This is a genomic window from Chryseobacterium sp. SG20098, assembly GCF_031844745.1.
In the GTDB taxonomy this organism is placed as follows: Bacteria; Bacteroidota; Bacteroidia; order Flavobacteriales; family Weeksellaceae; genus Chryseobacterium; species Chryseobacterium cucumeris.
Map to the genome: position 1 here is coordinate 4,909,806 of NZ_CP134622.1, position 19,325 is coordinate 4,929,130.

14 protein-coding genes and 1 pseudogene are annotated in these 19,325 nt (G+C 35.9%); 8 read left to right on the plus strand and 7 right to left on the minus strand.

The features are described from left to right. Positions 1 to 4 precede the first annotated feature (4 nt). Positions 5 to 1,390, plus strand: coding sequence for an OmpP1/FadL family transporter (locus tag RHP76_RS22470; RefSeq protein ID WP_238590577.1), 1,386 nt, complete (start codon positions 5 to 7; stop codon positions 1,388 to 1,390). 101 nt (positions 1,391 to 1,491) lie between these two features. On the opposite strand, the gene RHP76_RS22475 is transcribed toward RHP76_RS22470, so the two are convergent. The 4 genes from RHP76_RS22475 to RHP76_RS22490 all read right to left on the minus strand — a co-directional run bounded on the left by RHP76_RS22475 (position 1,492) and on the right by RHP76_RS22490 (position 7,627). Further along, positions 1,492 to 3,144 carry a RagB/SusD family nutrient uptake outer membrane protein gene (locus tag RHP76_RS22475; protein ID WP_311229114.1) on the minus strand — a complete coding sequence of 551 codons (1,653 nt, stop codon included), beginning with the start codon at positions 3,142 to 3,144 and terminating at the stop codon, positions 1,492 to 1,494. A gap of 10 nt (positions 3,145 to 3,154) precedes the next feature. After that, on the minus strand, positions 3,155 to 5,893 hold the full coding sequence (locus tag RHP76_RS22480; RefSeq protein WP_311229115.1) for a SusC/RagA family TonB-linked outer membrane protein: 2,739 nt from the start codon (positions 5,891 to 5,893) through the stop codon (positions 3,155 to 3,157). Between the two features lie 280 nt (positions 5,894 to 6,173). Then, a complete protein-coding gene (locus tag RHP76_RS22485; RefSeq protein WP_062671185.1) occupies positions 6,174 to 6,902 on the minus strand; it encodes a ZIP family metal transporter in 729 nt (242 codons plus the stop codon). Continuing rightward, positions 6,902 to 7,627, minus strand: a complete 726-nt coding sequence (locus tag RHP76_RS22490; protein WP_311229116.1) for a class I SAM-dependent DNA methyltransferase — start codon at positions 7,625 to 7,627, stop codon at positions 6,902 to 6,904. Before RHP76_RS22490 ends, RHP76_RS22485 begins: the two co-directional genes overlap by 1 nt. A 137-nt stretch (positions 7,628 to 7,764) precedes the next feature. Here RHP76_RS22490 and RHP76_RS22495 point away from each other — a divergent pair, with 137 nt between their 5' ends. Then, a complete protein-coding gene (locus tag RHP76_RS22495) occupies positions 7,765 to 8,931 on the plus strand; it encodes a THUMP domain-containing class I SAM-dependent RNA methyltransferase (RefSeq protein WP_062671180.1) in 1,167 nt (388 codons plus the stop codon). Positions 8,932 to 9,385: 454 nt separating this feature from the next. Here RHP76_RS22495 and RHP76_RS22500 read toward each other — a convergent pair whose 3' ends face one another. Then, positions 9,386 to 10,210 carry a LexA family transcriptional regulator gene (locus RHP76_RS22500; RefSeq protein ID WP_311229117.1) on the minus strand — a complete coding sequence of 275 codons (825 nt, stop codon included), beginning with the start codon at positions 10,208 to 10,210 and terminating at the stop codon, positions 9,386 to 9,388. A 118-nt stretch (positions 10,211 to 10,328) separates the two neighbouring features. Between RHP76_RS22500 and RHP76_RS22505 the strand changes: the two genes are divergently transcribed. From RHP76_RS22505 to RHP76_RS22530, 6 genes and pseudogenes are all read left to right on the plus strand, one after another. Next, a complete protein-coding gene (locus RHP76_RS22505; protein WP_311229118.1) occupies positions 10,329 to 10,601 on the plus strand; it encodes a hypothetical protein in 273 nt (90 codons plus the stop codon). Positions 10,602 to 11,889: 1,288 nt separating this feature from the next. Next, positions 11,890 to 14,124, plus strand: a complete 2,235-nt coding sequence (locus RHP76_RS22510; protein WP_311229119.1) for a hypothetical protein — start codon at positions 11,890 to 11,892, stop codon at positions 14,122 to 14,124. A gap of 25 nt (positions 14,125 to 14,149) precedes the next feature. Further along, complete coding sequence (locus RHP76_RS22515; RefSeq protein WP_311229120.1) at positions 14,150 to 16,024, plus strand: glycosyl hydrolase family 28-related protein; 1,875 nt, start codon at positions 14,150 to 14,152, stop codon at positions 16,022 to 16,024. Between the two features lie 15 nt (positions 16,025 to 16,039). Further along, positions 16,040 to 16,345, plus strand: a complete 306-nt coding sequence (locus RHP76_RS22520) for a hypothetical protein (RefSeq protein WP_311229121.1) — start codon at positions 16,040 to 16,042, stop codon at positions 16,343 to 16,345. Positions 16,346 to 16,396: 51 nt separating this feature from the next. Continuing rightward, positions 16,397 to 16,861 carry a branched-chain amino acid ABC transporter substrate-binding protein gene (locus tag RHP76_RS22525; RefSeq protein ID WP_311229122.1) on the plus strand — a complete coding sequence of 155 codons (465 nt, stop codon included), beginning with the start codon at positions 16,397 to 16,399 and terminating at the stop codon, positions 16,859 to 16,861. 44 nt (positions 16,862 to 16,905) lie between these two features. Then, a pseudogene (locus RHP76_RS22530) lies at positions 16,906 to 17,058 on the plus strand (class I SAM-dependent RNA methyltransferase); the annotation flags it as partial. Positions 17,059 to 17,313: 255 nt separating this feature from the next. Here the strand turns inward: RHP76_RS22530 and RHP76_RS22535 are convergent. Together RHP76_RS22535 and RHP76_RS22540 are read right to left on the minus strand one after the other, a co-directional pair. Continuing rightward, positions 17,314 to 18,120: a helix-turn-helix domain-containing protein gene (locus RHP76_RS22535; RefSeq protein WP_311229123.1), complete on the minus strand. Its 807-nt coding sequence runs from the start codon at positions 18,118 to 18,120 to the stop codon at positions 17,314 to 17,316. Positions 18,121 to 18,159: 39 nt separating this feature from the next. Continuing rightward, on the minus strand, positions 18,160 to 19,173 hold the full coding sequence (locus RHP76_RS22540) for an SDR family NAD(P)-dependent oxidoreductase (RefSeq protein ID WP_288442229.1): 1,014 nt from the start codon (positions 19,171 to 19,173) through the stop codon (positions 18,160 to 18,162). Positions 19,174 to 19,325 lie beyond the last annotated feature (152 nt).

A 19,325-nucleotide genomic window follows, 5' to 3' on the forward strand; every position in this document is an offset into this window, starting at 1 on the left:
ATTAATGAGTATTTCTGCTGCATTTTATGCACAGGCTCAGGATGTTTCTGTCATAAGAAATACGGTAGAGGTTTATTCAAGTACTCCTATGGTGGGATCAGCTAAGTTTAATGCGATGGCTGGAGCTAATGGTGCGCTAGGTGGTGATGCAAACTCTTTGCTTACGAACCCGGCAGGTTTAGGAGTAGCTATTTCAGGCGAGGTTTCAGGAACTTTATCTATTTTAGGAAATAAAAACAAAAGTACTTTAGGAGGATCTACAATAGATTATAGCAAAACCAGAGGAGACCTTGGGAATGCAGGAGGTGTAATTGCTTTTCCTTTGATGACAGAAACCGGATGGAAGTTTATCAACATTGGTATTAATTTTTCTAATCAGACTTTGGACAATGTAATCCAGTCACCAGGAAATAATAAGATCGTTTATGCTTTTGATAAGGATGATATTACCAAGGATGCTGCATTAGCGGGGCATATGTATGAAAGATACGGTAACTTGTCAAAGATGAGTTTTGGAGTTGGTGCCAACTATAATCATAATTTATATTTAGGAGCAGGTTTCAACTTTTTCAATGCTTCATTGGATCAGTATGATACTTTGTTGTACCGAAACATTGCCAATGGTTCTACAGAAGCATTCAGTAAGCAGGATACTCCGTACTCAGAAAGATCTTCAGGTTTTTCTGCTTCATTAGGGGTGATTGGAAAGTTGAGTCCTAACTTCAGAGTCGGAGCCTCTCTTGAAACTCCTACATTCTGGACAATAGACAGAAATTATTATTTCTATAATGATCCTGTTTATGGAGACGATATTGGAGCTGAAAACAGAAAGTTCACTTCACCTCTTAAAGCAACGGTGAGTGCTGCGTTTGTAGCAAGTAAAAACTTCTCATTGAACGTAGACTATACTCTTGGACTTACAAAACCTGATTATAAAGTATATGGAGGTGCAGAAAGAGAATTAAATGATTTCTTCAAAGAAAACTACAAGAATCTTTCAGAAGTAAGAGTGGGAGCTGAGTACAGAGTACAGCAGTTCAGGTTGAGAGGAGGTTACGCCTACCAGTCAACTCCTTTTGATGCCCTTACGATCAGCAGATTTAATGATGCAGGTACTGTAGGAGATCAATCGTACAGCAATATGATGCTAAGTGACAGAAATACCCTTTCTTTTGGTATCGGGTATGATTTCAAATCATTCTATGTAGATGCATCTTATCAGAATATCTCATCTAAGTATACTAATCCTTTTATGAGAGGATATATGGATGGTAATTCTGATTCATCTTATTATTCTGCTAAAAATATCTTCGCAAGTGAAGCATATGCGGCAAGTGAGGTGAAAAACAACAGAAATAATTTCTTCCTTACGGTTGGATGGAAATTCTAAGTTAAGATATCAAAATATATAAAGAGAGGCTGCCTATATTTAGGACAGCCTCTTTTTTGTTGATTTGAAATTTTTGAATGCTGTTGATTTCCGTATCATTCTTAATCCGGATTCTGCACCAGATTTGGCTGGATCTGGATCTGCTGCTCGGGAATATATTCTACCACTCTGTTATGGGTATAAGGTACTGTATAAAAAGCATTATTTCCACTTAAATGAGTTCCGGGATATTGTCTGTCGAGATCCAGTTTGTTTCTGAAGACATCGTATCTTCTATGTCCTTCAAAAGCCATTTCCAACCTTCTTTCCTGTAGAACAACGTCCAGAATAGTCTGCCCTGCAGGGACTGAATTATATACAGGTATTCCTGCTCTTGTTCTGATAATGTTTATGTCTGCGAGTGCTGAAGCAGTATTTCCTTTTTTCGAATAGGCTTCGGCTCTGTTCATGTATATTTCTGCCAGTCTTATAACAACAGGAGACCACAGTTGCGGAACTCCCTCTTGTAAGGAACATTTTAAAACATAAAATTTAGGATATCCGTTTCTTTTATCCATATCATTATCTAAGTAAACATAAGTTTTTCCACCGTTTGCGTTAACAAAATAATAGTTTGTTTTATTGGGTGCTGCCTCAGATTGTACCTGATAATTGATATTATTCATGGTGAAGTAAGTATTTCCATTCTGCTGGAAAGTCTTTTGAAATTGATAACTGTAGGTGGTGGCACCGGATGAGTTGGTTCCTTTTTGTACCCAATATGCAACCGGAACCGCCGGACTGCTGTATTTGGGAGAAATAAACTTCAGCCTTGCATCCTGAGGATTCTGATTGATCAGGTCAAGATAAGAGGAAGAAGCATACATTTCACCCCAGCCCACATTCTGTATGGTAGCATACATTGAGCCTATAGTATACCAGCCATCACTATAGTCTCCATCTTTATTGTATTTAAATGCAAAAATAGTTTCGGTATTGGATTCAGGAGTTTTGGTAGCATAAGCAGGCAATTCTGCTTTAGACAGAAGAGTATACTTCCCGGAATTGATGACTTTATTTGCATATTCAATCGCTTTATCATTATTTTCCATGTATAAGTAGACTCTGGAAAGTAAAGCCTGTGCTGCTTCTTTGGATGCATATATATTGTTTTTGTCCAGGGTCATCAGTTTTTCTGCTTTCAGAAGGTCGTTTACCACTTGATTGTATATCTCTCCCACAGTGGCTCTGGCAGGCAAATCGTTGACATCGTCAGATAGTTTTAAGGGTACTCCGGGATTACCTGTCCCCTGATTATAGGGTCTTCCAAATACATTGACCATAGAAAAGTATACATAAGCTCTTAAAAAATAATTTTCGCCTATGAGCTGATCTGTTTCTGTGTCTTTTCCTTCCGTAACCTTTGATATCACTCTGTTACATCCGATAATAGCTTTGTATCCCGAGTTCCAGATCGTATTGGTGCGGGCATTGTTTTTAATGCTTTTATAATTATAATAATAAAAAAATGAATCGGTGGTAGTTCCGCTGATATCAATATTATCACCACCATATTCGCTGATCCTGTACAGGTTGTTGTAAAAACCACCGCCATCCGCATCTCCTTTAAGCAATGCATAATTTCCCAGCGTTATGGTTTTGAGTCCGGTTGCATCTGCAAGGATAATATCAGACTCCTTTGAATCATACGGTGAACGGTCTATGTTACATGCCGTTAATGATACTATGAGAATGGGAATAAGTATTTTTTTCATAATTATTTTTTTAAAAAGAAAAGTTTAAGCCTAGGGAAAATCTTCTCGGAATAGGGTAGATAGCTCCTGCATTGCCAGAATAGACGCTTTGGTTATCTGCATTACCAACTTCAGGATCCACTCCGGAGAATTTGGTGATGGTAAATAAATTTTCACCCATAATATAAATATTCACTGATTTTATTTTCATCTTTTCTGTTAGAGATGCAGGTAAATTATATCCTATTCTCAAGGATCTTAACTTGACAAAGCTGGCATCCTCAAGATACCGTGATGAAGGCTTATTTGTTAATGAATTATTGTTGTATACAGCAGCCGGATGGGTTGCGATATCTCCCGGCTTTTCCCATCTTGTCCATCCATCTTTTAAAACCATCTGGTTGTAATACGGATAGGCACCGTCTGAATCAAATAATTCTCTGTACGAGTTATATACTTGCCCACCCTGAGAGAAATAAAGATTTGCGGCAAGATAGAAATTTTTGATGTTCAGATTAGTACTTACAGAGCCGTAATAATCTGGTGTGGCAGCTCCTACCACTTGTACGGTAGCCAGGTTGTATTTTGAGGTCGCACTTCTGCTTCCATCCGGATTAATGATCTCCCATTGTGCTTCACCATTTTCCGGATTTACACCCAGCCACTTTCTCATATAGAAAGAGTTAACGTCATATCCTTGTATAGCTACATGATAATTGTCCAAGACCTGTGTGCCGTTATTACGGGTTGAAAGGACATTGTTTTTATAGGTGCTGATATTGAACCCCAGATCCCAGTTGATATCTTCTGAGCGGATAATGGAATAATTTACATTGAACTCCCAGCCTTTGTTTCTGACGTCACCGATATTCACGTACTGTCTGTCAACTCCAGTCAATGATGGCAGAGGGACAAGCATCAGCAGGTTTTTTGTTTTATTATTAAAATAATCAATATTTAAAGTAAGTCTGTTATTAAATGCCTTGATATCGGTACCGATATTATTCTGATAGATTGATTCCCAGGTTAACGCAGGGTTTCCGAGCTGATACCATGTTGCTCCTATTTGTCCATCATATTTTTCTGTAAGTCTATATAGGTCTTGCCATCCGTAATCCGGACTGGGTGTATTTCCCACAAGTCCTCTGCTTGCCCGTAATTTCCATTCGTTAACAGGTTTTATTTTGAAGAAATTTTCTTTATGGATATTACATCCCACACTATACGCATAAAATAAGCCGTTTCTGTTGTTGGCACCGAATGCAGAAGACGATTCGCTTCTTAAAGACCCTTGGATAAAATATTTTTTATCATATACATATTCTGTGTTAAACAGGAATGCATTATAAGCGCGGTCAAACTTTCTTCCTGTTGGCTTTTGTCCTGTAGAAGCACCGGTATTAAAAATATCTGTACCGGGTACTACGCCATAAACACCAGCTCTTGATGACTTATAGAATCTGTCGGTATATTCATATGCAGCTAATGCGTTGATGTTATGATTTCCAAAATCTTTGTCAAATCTCAGCATCTGGTTGAAAAATTTGCTGATGTCTTTTTGATAGTTTTCTGTTAATTCCCCTTTATTACTTGTTCCACTGATCGATCTGGGATCGGTATAGTACATGTCATCATAGTTTTTGTAGGTAACATTGTTAGTGGTAATGAATTTAAGATAATCAGTAAATCTGACTTCAGCATCCAGATTTCCTATGAGATCCAGCTGATTACTTTTGCCATAGTTCCATTGAAGGTCATAAAGGTAACTGCTTTTATCCCTTCCGTACCAATCTGCATAATCCTCATCCACCCGGATCAGATTTCCATTGGCATCTCTGGGGTTGTCCCATGGCATATTAAGGTACATCTGATAAAGGGAAGCCTGAGTATCTTTTCCCGTGGTGTATGATAAACTGACTTTCGGTTTCAATATCAACCAAGGCTTTATAGTCTGTTCATGATTGATTCTGAATGATAGCCTGTTGTATTCATCTCCTTTTATTGTTCCGGTTTCATTATAATAATTTCCTGAAATATAGGTTTTGGAATGGTCTGAGCCACCTCTGAAATCAATAGTGTAATTTTGTACAACTCCTGTTTGTGTACCGCCTTTCAGCCAGTTGTAGCCATCGTTTCTAAGGGTTTTAGGGATTTCAGGTGCTCCTTTTAATGAGGTGAAATAATCATACAACTGCGTTCCGTTCATAGGCTTGAAGCGCCCGTTGTTAAACACATTAAAAGAATTATTAAGAGATGCACTTAATATTCCTTTCCCTGAATTTCCTGATTTGGTAAACACCTGTACAATACCATTTGCTGCTTTAGAGCCATATAAGGCTGTTGAAGCGGCATCTTTTAAGATGTTGATGCTTTCTATCTGATTGGGATCCAGATTGGGAGCATAGGGCATTACTACGCCATCCACCACCCAAAGGGCAGAACTGGGACCATTGATAGTAGAAGTACCCCTGATTTTTACAGTGGCTACAGAACCTGCAGAACCTCCACCGGGTAAGATTTGAACTCCGGCGGCTTTTCCCTGCAGAAGACCGGATACGCTTGGGGTATTGGAATCCTGAAGTTTTTTGTCAGAAATAACAGAAACGGCAGCTGTAAGGCTGGATCTTTTCTGTGCCTTGTAGCCGATAATTACAATGTCATCAATTTTTTTTTCTTCTAAAGTATCTGTTTTCTTTGTGGTCTGGGCTGCTATAAAACCTGTCATTAAAAAAAAACAGACTGATGTCGTTAATTTCTTTTGTTTTTTCATACAATTTTTAGATGATGGTAATGTCGCTAATGTACAAAAAACAATGTATAGGTGTTATGTGTATGTTAAAAAATGTTAAACATTGTGTTTTATTTTGTTTTAAAGTGTAAATATTTAATTTTTATTTATTCTTTCGTGTAAAATATTTTTAAAAAAACAAATTTTAACTGATGAGTCTAAAGAGGAATGAGTATAGATTAAGGATAATGATCATGAAAAACGTGGATCATTACTAGAAATATAATAAAAAAAGCTCTGGATTTCAGAGCTTTTTTTATATTTAATGAGAATGAGCAGTGGGATGTTGATGGAAAACATGCATCATCAATGCAAGTGAAACTCCTAAAACAACCAGCCCGATTTTTACCCAATCAATATTGTGATTTTTATTACTTTCAAAAATAATTACGGATGAAATATGGAGGAAAATTCCGCCTACGATCGCCAGAAAATAAGGCTGAAGATTTGGATTGAAATAATTACCCAATAACATTCCCATTGGAGAAGCCAATGCAAATAAGGCTACAATGAGAATAGAAGGATAAGATGAAGAACTTTTAGATTCTCCCTTTCTGTTAAATAAAAATGCTCCCAGAATAAATGAAATAGGGAGATTATGAAATACAATTCCCCAAAGATAAGGCGACATTTCGTGTTGCTCGTTAGCTAAAGGAATCCCCTCAATAAAAGCATGGATAAATAATCCTACCATTAAAGCAACAGGAAGAATATTGTGTTCGCTATGATGATGGAAGTGCCCGTGTTCAAAACCTTTGGTAAGAGCTTCCAGGATCATCTGCAGCAGAACTCCCGCGATTACGAATATCCCAAGACTACTGCTTCCGGAAGAGGTATAAACCTGCGGAAACACTTCATTAAGACAGATTGTAATCAAAAAACCGGCACTTAATATCAGTAGATTTTTAGCCAGTTTCTCTTTTTTACCAAAGTGTTTTCCCAGAAATACTCCTGTTACGACACTTAAAATCAGTAAAAGTACTGTTGTCATTATTTTTTCTTAAATAAATTGATGCATCGCGGGGAATTTTCTTTCTTAAATTCATTCAGCTGATAATCTCCCCAGATTTTTATTCTTTCAAACCCACATTCAGAAGCATAGGCATGAATGGCTTCCAGAGTATGAAGTTTTACTTTCTCAAAGAAATGAAACGGTTTACCATCGGCTTCAAAACGGATGTCTTTGATGACGTGTCTGCCTTCGATTTTCTTTAGGATTCTGAACTCAATATTCCCTCTCGTGATCGTTGTTTCAGGAACTAAGGTAGTTCTTACAAATTCCTCATTCAGATAGTCCAGAACAAAATATCCTCCTGGTTTTAAAGCATTGTAAACTGATTGGAATACTTTTTTATCATCGCTTTCATTGTCAAAATACCCAAAACTTGTAAATAAATTGAATACAGCATCCATTGGATCTGCATCAATAGGATTTCTCATATCATGAACTTCAAAAAGTAAAGTTTGATTTTCGTACTGTTTGTCGGATTCAATACTTTGTCTTGAAAGATCAAGTCCCAAAACATCATACCCTAATTTATTAAGGAAAACAGAGTGTCTTCCCTTTCCACAGGCAAGATCTATGATTTTCGACTGAGGCGGCAACTGAAGGTCCGCTGTGAGCTTTGTAATGAAGTTTTCTGCTTCAGTATAGTCTCTGTTGCTATAAAGCAAATGATAATAAGGGGTATCAAACCAAGATTCAAACCATTCCATAATGCAAAAATAACTAAATTTGTGCGGTTAAAAGCAAAGTATTTTACAACATTAAGAGATTGAAAAATTCAATTGGACAAGAAGTTGAATAGTTAATCTTTTAATTTTTAAAGCTTTAAATCTTTTAATTCAAACTTATGGATACAGAAAATATTAAAATACAGATAAAAACATTCTTCGGATTGGAGCAGATTCTGGCAGAAGAAATCAAAAAATTGGGTGGAAGAAATGTTGAAATTAAAAACAGAGCGGTAAACTGTGAAGGAGATCTTGGTTTTCTTTATAAAATCAATTACTCTGCGAGAACAGCATTGAAAATTCTGGTGCCGATTCATGAATTCAAAGCTTTTAATCAGCATCAGTTTTATGATAGATTGTTTAAATTTGAATGGGAGAATTTTATGGATGTTGACCAGTCTTTCTCTATTGATGCCACTGTAAACTCTGAAACCTTCAAGCATTCTCAGTTTGTGACTTTGAAAATGAAGGATGCTATTGTGGATTATTTCCAGGAAAAATTTAAAAGACGTCCTAATGTAGAAACGAGAAATCCGGATATCAAATTCCATCTTCACATAGACAGAGAATTGGTAATGATTTCAATGGATTCTTCAGGAGATCCTTTGTTTAAAAGAGGATACAGAAGAGAACAGGGAGAGGCTCCTATCAACGAAGTCTTGGCAAGCGGAATGCTTCAGCTGGCAGGCTGGGATGGAAAAGGAAATTTCCTTGATCCTATGTGTGGTTCCGGAACATTATTAATTGAAGCAGCAATGATTGCGATGGACCTTCCGGCTCAGATTTTCAGAAAGAGATTCGGATTCCAGAACTGGAATAACTATGATGCAGACTTATTTGCAAAAATTAAAGAATTCAGAATTAACAGAGTAAGGCAATTTGATGGAAAAATTGTTGGATATGATATTGATGCAAGAATGCTGAATGCTGCAAGAATGAATGTAGAGGCTGCAGAAATGGATGATGTTATTGAGATTAAAAAACAGAACTTCTTTGATTCTAAAAAAGAACTTTTTCCATTATTAATGGTATTCAATCCTCCATACGATGAGAGAATTTCTATTAATGATGATGATTTTTACAAGAAAATCGGAGATACTTTTAAAACGCATTACCCAAATACACTGGCTTGGCTGATCTCTTCCGATCTTGAAGCAGTGAAGAAAATCGGTTTACGTCCTTCAAGAAAGATCAAACTTTTCAACGGAAAGCTGGAAACGAGATTTTTACAATATGAGATGTATGAAGGAACGAAGAAAGTACATAAGTTGGAGGAGAATAAGTAGGATTTAAAATAATAAACTGATGTTATTAGATCTATTAGGTACCCCCCATAAAACAAAAAGGGCAAAAATTTAATAAATAAAAAGGGCTGTAAATGCCTATAAATAAAGGAAAAGGGCTTGAAAAGGCTCTTTTTTTGTATCTACACATAATATCCAAAAAATACTATTTAAATGCCATTTTAACCAAATTTAAATACGCTTTAAAGTTGAACAAAAGTGTAATTAATAAATTAACTACAGTTTCCTATCCATAGGCATTACAAGTAATTTTTTAGACATCTGTTTAGAATAATGTATAAAAACAAAAAAAACGCTTAAGACTACACTAAGAACTACATTTAGAACTACAAAAAAGCGATTTAACGGCTTTTTAAAAATAATTGTTATGTATTTACAGGGTGGTTTAAGGCTTGAAAAATAGCTTATAATGGTAGCGTAAAGACAAAAAAAAACACTATAATTTTACATTAAAACCTTGATTTTCAGCTAATTGACGCAAAACTTCTTTGATTTGCTGTGATTCAGCCTCGATATCATTCATTCTATCATAAATGTCTGCTGGATCTGGTAGATTAAAATTAAGATGCAGCTTAACTTCCCATATCTCCTTTATACTGGCCGGATCAATGTTTTGAGTGGGATATTCTCTTCTATTGTCAGATTTACAAATGAGATTGTTATACTTGTCAATTCTATTTAAACAGCGTTTTAACAATCCATCTTTCACCTCATTGGATATAACTGCATAAACCTGATTATCTTTTATCCCTGTAAGCCAATTGTCTACAAACTGGCCGACAACATAACTTTTGTTTGGTATCGTGGGGAACATAGAGTCCCCCTCCATTTCAAACATTCTAAAAACACCATTATTCAATCCAGGCATTCTATACGCAGGTAAAGTCTTTATAAACTCTGGATCATTATACCCTTCAAGATAGCCAGCTTTTAACTTTCCCGGAACAAGTACAATATTATCTGTATTATGAGCATCAATTGTAATTACTTGAGGAATTTTGTTTTCATATGAAACTCTTGAATTCGAAATTTTTACTATGTCTTTAATGGGAATCATCGGTTCTATTCCAAGAAGTAACCACTCGAAACTTATTTCGAATTTTTTTGCAATTTTCTCAAGTATACTGAACTTTGGCTCAGTTCCATTAATATAATTTCGAATATTAGCTTCATTCACACCTATCAAATTACCAAATTCTGAGTTGTTACCACTGGCAAAATAGTCAACAAGTTGCTTAATTCGAAAATTTATTGTACTCATTTTCAATGTATTACGATTTAATACGAAAAAAGTTTCGAAATTTATTTTGTTATTCGAAAAAAGTTTCGATATTTGTACTGTTTACGAGACAAAAGTAGTACAAAAAAATATATAAATAATGAGCCAAACCGTAAAAACCGTAAAAATACCTACTAAAGCAAGGTTTTGTTACACTCCTAAAAATGAGGATGAAGAAAAGCATTTAGAGGTTTTAGAAAGTCTTTTAAAAGACAAAAGACGTGGAGACTGGTCACTTGTTGCGGAAATAGTTGGAATTCCTGCCATGTCAGCAAAACAAGCATTTTTCAGAGTATTTCAAAAACATCATTTTGAAGTTGCTGAAGCACTAAAGCAGGTAATTGATAACAGAAAAGAACTTTTAATGAAATAACATGAAAAAGATTAGAAAATTTTTTCAGCAATACCTGTTTTATCATACAACTATAGATGTTGTGGACTCAAGTACAGGAAAAAAGGAAAAGGCCACTTATAATGTGCTTTTTGGATTTATTCTAAAAATCAAATACAGGTAAATAAACCACCACAGAAAAAATGTTCAGAGGGAACAGGTAAGATTAAAACTTACAAAGTGGGTTCAAATCCCACTTTCTGTACAATTAATATTAAAATGAAAACTTACTTATATCATAACAATATACTTTCTATCCCTGCCAGTCTTTTGTATGAAGAATGGGGATTAATGAGCTATAAGAATTATAATATAAAGTGTCACAGAGGACAGTTAATAAGAAGCCGTGAAGGAAAAGGAGCAGGAAACGAGGCACTTTTAAGTTTTTATCACCTTCCTCCGGATTTACAGGAAATCTGTATTGAAAAGCTTGGAAGGCCGGAAGATGTTACTGTTATAAACTTGCTTGAGCCTTATATAGAGTTTGATAAAAAAGCAGCTCAATTCTACTCTGAACATAGAACTCCTGAGGGAAAATCAATCAGCCCTGAGAAGCAGAGACAAAGAACGTGGAACTGTTGCATTTTAAATGCTATTCAAACCATATTTAATAATAAAGGAGTAGCTAACAAAATGTTTGGGAAGCGCAAAATGAAGATCTGGGATAACGTTTCTGATGCTGTTAATAAGTTGGATCAGAAAAAATTTGATCACACCCTCCCAACAGCAGCTAAAAACCTCAGAATAAGGTACAATGATTATCTGAAAAACGGATACCAAATATTTATCCATAAAAACGAGGGTAATCAATATACTGCTAAAATTAAAGGTGAGGTAGCTGATTTTCTACTGGCTTATTATAGTCTTCCTGTGAAACTTACAATTCCGATGGTCATTAGTGAGTACAACAAGGTAAAAGAGGAAAGAAATTTCCCTGAAATTACAGAGGCCGCCGCTTATAAATGGCTATATGAGCCAGAGCAGGAAAGAATCTGGACACTTGCAAGACACGGCAAAGAGGCTTATAAGAACAAATTCCAACATAAAACGGCAATTGACAAAAGTGGATGGTTTCCCAATATTTATTGGGCGATTGACGGAACAAAGCTTGACTGGATACATTTTGATGATAATAAGTCAAATAAGATGGGAGCTTCTTTACGAATCAATGTCATTTTTGATGTATACAGTGAAAAGATTATCGGGTGGAGTCTTTCTGAAACAGAAGATCATACGGATCACTTCAAGGCTGTTAAAATGGCTGTTCAGCATGCAGGGCAACGGAAATACAACGGTACTTATCAAAGGAGTATCTGCAAAAGTGATCTTTCAAACGGGGCAATTAGCTGGCTATACGTTGGAGATCCGGGAGTATGGATTCAACTCTGCTACAAAAACCTTTACGCTTCTTATCAATAAAGATGAGAAAACACTTGAGATTCCATCAGATATGATACGTCCTGCTGTTGGTGATAAGTATATTTTAGTTGATATCATGATGCCTCCAGCATATGTTAATGATGCAGAAGCAAAATTACAGATTGCTGCTCAGGAGTACCTGGATAAAAACTCTCACATCAGAAATCAATACTTTGTAACGTCAGATCCTCTTTACTTTAAAGCCAATAATATCAATATTACCGTTGGTTTTTCAGTTCATTTTATTGATGCAGCTTTTGGACTGGATGATAATATTAGAGTGACAGGTGTAACAAAGGATCTGCAAAATAAATATGATGTTCAGTTTGATATGGCAGAAGTCAGCTCATTACCGGGTGTGGTAAGAACAGCGATCAATAACAGCAATACGCTTTCCGGAATTATTAAGAATACTAAATTCAATACAGAACTGGCAAGGCAATCATATTATTTTGCTCGTGAAATGTTTGATAAGGTTTTTGATGGTGAGGGATACTTTGATCCTGAAAATATAAAACCTTTATCCATTGAAACCAAATCAATTTCCCTTGGTAGTCCTATGCAAGCTTTTGCCATGCCTTATGTGAAATTTTTTGTTGAGAATACCTTAACATCTGTTTCTCATACTTCCGGAGAAGTTGTTCATTTTGGATTGCAACAAAACAGTACAAGAAAATGGTTTTTAACAGAGAACATTATTACTGGTATCTCTGATAAGTTTAACTATATCTACATAAAAGCACAGAAACAAGGCACAATAGCCTCTGTTGTGATCACGGAGGAACAATTGAAAGTAGACAATGATCCAAACTATTACTTTTTTGAAGCTGGTGTTTTATCATCAGTTAATGAAGGTTTCCGTCAGGTAAAAATGACTCATGGTTTCGGTATGATAAATCCGGCTGAATTATCAATCGGTAAGATCTCCTCACCATTCGGTGGAAGTTATATTGATATACAACAGGATAAAATAAAAATTCATGCTGATGTTGAATTTGCGGATGATTCAATTGCTTTTGAACAAATAAACAATCAGATTTTCATTGGAGGTGAAAACCTTCTGGTAGGTACTATAGAGGAGCGGGAGTATTATGATATGATAGAGAAAAAGGAAAGATATCTTAATCAGGAACTGCCATTTACCATGTCTGTTGACTGCCTTTCAACAAGCATTTTTGATGCTCTTTTGGTAGTCATGGGAAAAAATAACAACACAAATACTTATGAAGTGATAGCGCAAAAAGAATTTAAAACACAGGGCTTTTTAGAACGTGTTTGGGTGTCATTTAAAACCCTTTTAAACAGGTATAAAAATATTCAGATCAAAATTGTAAAGAATCCATCCGGAGAGGAAGTTCAAATGCAAAAGCCAAAATTGGAATTTGGTAATAGGCCGACTGACTACAGCCAGTCTCAATATGATGCAGATCTGAAGATTGAAGAGGTTGAAAAGAAAACAAACTTTCTGACTACTTCTATATATGGAAATATTATTGCTACAGGAACAGTGCTTCTGGGTAATTATGAAACTGGAACAAATGCAGGTATTACGGGAGAAGGCACAGTAAATGATGTCTTTTTGTGGGGAGGATCTACATATGCAAACCGAAATCAGGCAAAAGTGAGGTTCTACAGAAACGGTAAGTTTTACGCAGGTGATGCTCACGTTGAAGGTTATGTAAAAGCAACTGACGGAGAATTCACTGGAAAAATTACAGCAAATTCTGGCTGGTTCGGAACAGGAGACAAAGGTTTCAGTGTTTATACGGACGGTATTATTTCTAAAGCGGGATATGTATGGCTTGGAGAGCAGGAAGGATTTGCTCAGGAAAATGGAATGGCTATGCTCTTATCTTCCGGAAATGGACAGGCCAGTATTGACATCCGTAATGAGAAAACTGCCTCTTTTGGAAAAACAGGAATTTATATCTCTATAGATAAAGGAAGTGACAACGTAGCCCTGCGAATAAGAAAAGGAGGTATCAGAGTATACAGTGACTCTGTTGGATGGCAGGATGGATTTACCGGAACAAAAACAATTGGAGGAACGACTCTCAATTTTATCAAAGGAATTTTAGTAGGATAATAAAAAAAATATAAAAACAAAAACCATGTCAGTAAATGTTCAAATTAACGTAACAGAGTCGGTAAGCCCTAAAAATACGGCAACAGTAGACCGACCAGATTTAAATTTAATTGGCACTACGTATTCAAAAGCACAGGTTGAAGATAAGCTCACCTCCGTTGCTGGAACTTCGTATCTGGGAGAACTCCCAAAATCATATAATTTCCCAATAACAGGGAGCTATACTTTTAATCCCATTGAAGCGGGCATTTATATTATAAACGGACACGCACTGCCAGCAATAACCCAACAGGATTTTAATGATTATTTAGAGATAATAATCAGAGTTACTAATGGTGTGCCTTCTTTATCAAAGAAAACAATGCCAACCTTTCCTTTAGCTAGTAAATATAATCCTACTGATGATACACAAGCATCAACAATGAAAGCTGCTGCAGATAGATGGGATAAAACGCTTATAGCCTTGAAGAGTTTAGTTAATCCAATAGGAGACGGGCCTTGGCAAGCAATGTCTTTTCCCTCAAACGAAAACGTAGGATTTATATTAAATCAAAACGGCGTTGGGGAAGTTCAACCTAGTGGTGCTTATGGTGATATTTATGCATCTAATTTGGTAGGAATTTCGAGCCTTAGAATTACAGGCCCAGACATGGACAAATTCGGGACTACAATATCATGGTGGATGGGTTACCGTGCAGATAATACTTTCGATGTCTTAAAGAGTGGTATTATAGTCAACGGTGTGGCGCAAATTAATGTAGATCCGCAATATGTTAGGTATAAGTATTCAAGGCCAAAGAATGGTGCTATCCTTGAGAAAAGATCAAAGGTTGCATTACCTGTTGAGGAAGATGCTGTTATTAAGGCAATTGAAAACAAGGGTGCGGGATATTCAGGTGTACTGGATTTAGCATCTTTAGGAGTTAAAGTAACTAATACAGCGGTTCAGAATACAGATATTATTAATGCAGCTATCGAGTCTGAATATATGAAACCAAATCCTCGCACTCTTAAATTACCAGGTGGAGTTTTTAAAGTAAATGAAATTATATCAAAGCCAGGTGTAGAATTTTGTGGCGCAAGTAATTTAAATACCGTACTTACTACCGATGTTGGGAGTACAGCAAGATATATTATCATGTTACCTGACGGTCTGATAGGAAGGGGATTTATAAATAACTTGATAATAGATGCAAGAAATACAACAGAAGGAGGCATATATATTAATAACACTTTTGATTTTCAAATACGTAATTGTGTGATTTTAACCAATGCATTAGCAGGGATAAAATTAAAAGGATGCTTATATCATACTATTTCAGACATATACTTTGACGGGGGAGATATAGGGCTGCAAGTCATAAACGCGCAAGCTACTAACTCTTCAGCCATGGCTACAAATTTAATTAAGTACGATAGACTTTATTTTGTCAAATCAAAAAAGAAGTGTGTAGAACTTAATGCGGGTTCAAATTATGTATTCAATTCTTGCAACTTTGAAGACAGTGGAATATCAGGTGATGAGACTACCGGAGGTGTGCATGCAATTGGGCTTTCTCCAGGAGGTGAAGGGGTTGATGTTGCTTTTAACAATTGCTGGTCAGAAGGTATCAGAGGTGGATTCATTTACAAGTTTGATAATTGCAAAGGAAATTCAGTGATCCGTGATTGTATGATGGGTAAAGGCGGCAACGGTACTGGAACGATTTCAAATGCTATAATTAATATTGGTTCAAGATTGGTTTTATCCGGTGCTACCAGATTTTCTACAGCTCCACACTTCAACCCATTCCCAACTAATATTCGTACGGAATCAGGCGGTATTACTCTTGTTGACAATCCTAACATAAATACAGGTGTTAACAATGTTGGTGCGTTCAAAATAGCTCAATATACGTAAGAAAAAAACGTATATTTGAGAAATTTATCAGATATGAGAACCGCCAAAAAACAAACTGAAAAGATATTATACACAGGATCTAATCACAATTTAATCCATCAACATTTTAAAAAATGGGAATTAGATTGGAGCTTTGAAACAAAACTGTTTACATATCACCATAATTCTTATGAAGAAACAATGAAAGGAAATGTAAGGGCCGATTTGATAATTCGTGGCAATGAGAATCAACCTCCAAAAACAATTCCTTTTAGCAGATTGTTATCATTTATTAGATTAGAAAATGGTGAAATTATAATTAACATTGAAATTCCAAAATAAAAAGCCTTCCTGGATCGGGAAGGCTTTTTAAATAGTGTTTAAACCATTAATTTGATAAAAATTGGATGTTATGTTTTCAAAATGGGGATGTTATGTTTTCGCGATTATATAGGCATAGTTGTGGACGCGTTGGGGTTGCTTAGCTCGGGCTCAGGCTCGTTAAGTTCAACCTCTGACAGAAAGAGTCTTAATTATGATGAAAAACCTAGAAAAAAGGAATCAAAAAGATCTAAATATTTTACTGAGAAAGTAAGTGCTGTAGCTTTGGTATTAGCGGCATTTGGTTTTTTTATGGTTTTTAAAGATCCTTTACCGGTACAAAATTATACACAAACCTTAATAGTAGCTTCTTTAATAGGAATCGGTATTTCGCTGTTAGTGTTTTTTGTGCTCTATATTTTGGAACTTTATTACTTTAAAACCCCGTTCAAATTGCTTCTTTTCAGTTGTTCAGTGATTACTTTTTTTATTTCTGCAGTATTGTGTGCTTACTTTAAGTCAGGATGGTTTATATAACAGAACGAATCAGGTTTAGTAAAATATATTGACCATATAGCCGGCTGATGTTCCAAGACCTTGAAACAGTGAAGAAAATCGATTGACGTCCTTCAAGAAAGATCAGACTTTTCAACGGAAAGGTGGAAACGAGATTTTTACAATATGAAATGTATGAAGGAACGAAGAAAGTATATAAGTTGGAGGAGAATAAGTAGGATTTAAAATAATAAACTAATGTCCTGGAATTTTTTTGACATATTTGATGTAGTTTTTGATTTATTCGGTCTCTTGGGTTCTGGATCAAAATCCTCACGTTCAAAATCCTCTTCACAACCTGAAAGAAAAGCTTTAAATCATAATGTAATATCTCAGAAGAAGGATTCAAAAGATCCGGATAGCTTACCAAAATAATATTCCAGTGGTAATTAAAATAAAAAACAGGTTGTACGAATGTGTACAACCTGTTTTGTTTATCGAGCCAGTGAAGGCGCAAAGCCATACTGTTTTTTAAAGGCATGTGAAAAATGGGAAAGGTCTTCAAAACCTACTTCCAGAAAAACATCGGAAGGTTTTTTATTCTTTTCTGATAAATGATAATAGGCAAGTTCAAGACGTTTTTGAGTAAGCCATCGCTGCGGAGTTGTTTGAAAAATCTTTCTGAAATCACGGTTAAAAGTTGATAAACTCCTTCCTGTCAGATATCCGAATCGTTCCAATGGCATATTAAACATATAATTCTTCTCCATAAAGTTAATCAGATCTACTTTTCCCGGTTCCTCAAAATCTGCAAGTAAAGTATCGATATCCGGATCAATTTCCCTTAAAATACTGATGGCTTCAGTGATTTTTAGATGAGCGATATTTTCAGGAAGTGAGCCTTCAATCTCAAAGTAAGGAATCAGGGAAGCAAGACAGCTGTTCAGAAGCGGATGGCTGTTGAAACTGTAAATGCTGGATTCCCGATGTCCGTTTTTCCTTTCATAATCAACAGAGCTATAAAAATTCTTCAGCCGTTCTGTGGTAAGATGCATTACTACAGCTTTATGTGGAAGCCCATCCTTGGGATAATTGATAATCGTGGCAAGATGATTTCTAGGAATCAGAAAAATATCTCCTGCTTTGAACAGATAGGTTTTGTCTGCCTGAATAATTTTCGTTTCTCCTGATATGAACCATACCAGCATATGATATTCAAAAACCGTTTCCGTTTTGAACAGCTTGTCGTCATAACTGGAAATTTTGATATCCGGAGTGAGGTATTGTATCTGGAAATCCATTGTCAAAAGTTTTTCATTACAAATGTATTTAAAAAACAGTTATTTGGTATCAAATTTAAACCCCAGCATTTCTTCGCTTAATTTCCATAAACGCTCAGCATTGTTTTTATCAACAGAGTAGGGCTGTACTCCTCGAATGGTTGCCGGTTCATCAAATCTGTGCTCAATTTGTCCTTTGTCTATTTCAGCAATATCACAGTTTTCGCAATAAACTCCACCTATTTCATTAAGTTGAGGGCTTACAGCACACCAGACTGTTGTTGCAGCACCTTGTGGGATAGTTTTTAATCGTGCTTCCACCTCGGGTTTGATATTTCCATTTTCATCATGCGTTCCAAGCTGTTTAAAAAGTTCAACAGGTTCTTCTCTGCCCAGATCAGTTCCATATACAGAACCAGGATGAAGTGAATACGCTCTGATATTGAATTCTTTTCCTCTTTCATCGAGTTCTACAGCAAACAGATTGCAAGCTGTTTTAGATTGTCCATATCCGGAAAGGGTATCGTAATCTCTTTTTTCAAAATTAGGATCTTCAAAATTAAAAGGAGCCATCTGGTGCCCATAAGAAGAAACGCTGATAACCCTTGCACCATTTGCTTTTTTCAGAGCGGGCCATAATTTTGAGGTAAGATGAAACTGTCCAAAATAGTTGGTTGCCAGTTGGGATTCAAAACCTCTGCTGTCTCTTCGGAGTGGTACCCACATGATTCCTGCATTATTAATGAGAAGATCCAGGCTTCTGTCTGACGCTATAAATCTTTCTGCAAAGGCATCAATAGAGGCAGGATCCATTAAATCCATTTTTTCAAGTTCAAAATTTTCTAGTCCTGTAAGGTTTTTTCCTGCTTTTTCGATATCTCTTGCGGGAATAATAACATGCGCTCCGGCTGAAGTAAGAACTTTGGTAGTTTCAAGTCCAATTCCTGCATAACCACCGGTAATGATGACTGTTTTTCCTGTAAGATCTATTCCTTTGATAACTTCCTGAGCTGTAGAAGATGCATCAAAACCTGATTGAATAGGTTGTTGTAATGTGCTGATCATTGTTTCCATTTTTTATTGGTTTAAATTTCTATAGCAAAATTAGGAGGGATTTTTCGTGTTTATTTTGTTTAAAATGTCAAATGACTTGGCTTAGAATTTCATTTGTAATCTCCATGTAGTAAGGCAGATAAAATTCTCTATCGTTAATTTATCTGAATAAG

Excerpts from the sequence above, each read along its gene's own strand:
- RHP76_RS22510 (WP_311229119.1), top strand. The coding sequence starts at position 11,890 with ATGCAGGGCAACGGAAATACAACGGTACTTATCAAAGGAGTATCTGCA.
- RHP76_RS22495 (WP_062671180.1), top strand. The coding sequence starts at position 7,765 with ATGGATACAGAAAATATTAAAATACAGATAAAAACATTCTTCGGATTG.
- RHP76_RS22535 (WP_311229123.1), bottom strand. The coding sequence starts at position 18,120 with ATGGATTTCCAGATACAATACCTCACTCCGGATATCAAAATTTCCAGT.
- RHP76_RS22470 (WP_238590577.1), top strand. The coding sequence starts at position 5 with ATGAGTATTTCTGCTGCATTTTATGCACAGGCTCAGGATGTTTCTGTC.
- RHP76_RS22480 (WP_311229115.1), bottom strand. The coding sequence starts at position 5,893 with ATGAAAAAACAAAAGAAATTAACGACATCAGTCTGTTTTTTTTTAATG.
- RHP76_RS22500 (WP_311229117.1), bottom strand. The coding sequence starts at position 10,210 with ATGAGTACAATAAATTTTCGAATTAAGCAACTTGTTGACTATTTTGCC.
- RHP76_RS22475 (WP_311229114.1), bottom strand. The coding sequence starts at position 3,144 with ATGAAAAAAATACTTATTCCCATTCTCATAGTATCATTAACGGCATGT.
- RHP76_RS22490 (WP_311229116.1), bottom strand. The coding sequence starts at position 7,627 with ATGGAATGGTTTGAATCTTGGTTTGATACCCCTTATTATCATTTGCTT.
- RHP76_RS22505 (WP_311229118.1), top strand. The coding sequence starts at position 10,329 with ATGAGCCAAACCGTAAAAACCGTAAAAATACCTACTAAAGCAAGGTTT.
- RHP76_RS22485 (WP_062671185.1), bottom strand. The coding sequence starts at position 6,902 with ATGACAACAGTACTTTTACTGATTTTAAGTGTCGTAACAGGAGTATTT.
- RHP76_RS22540 (WP_288442229.1), bottom strand. The coding sequence starts at position 19,173 with ATGGAAACAATGATCAGCACATTACAACAACCTATTCAATCAGGTTTT.
- RHP76_RS22515 (WP_311229120.1), top strand. The coding sequence starts at position 14,150 with ATGTCAGTAAATGTTCAAATTAACGTAACAGAGTCGGTAAGCCCTAAA.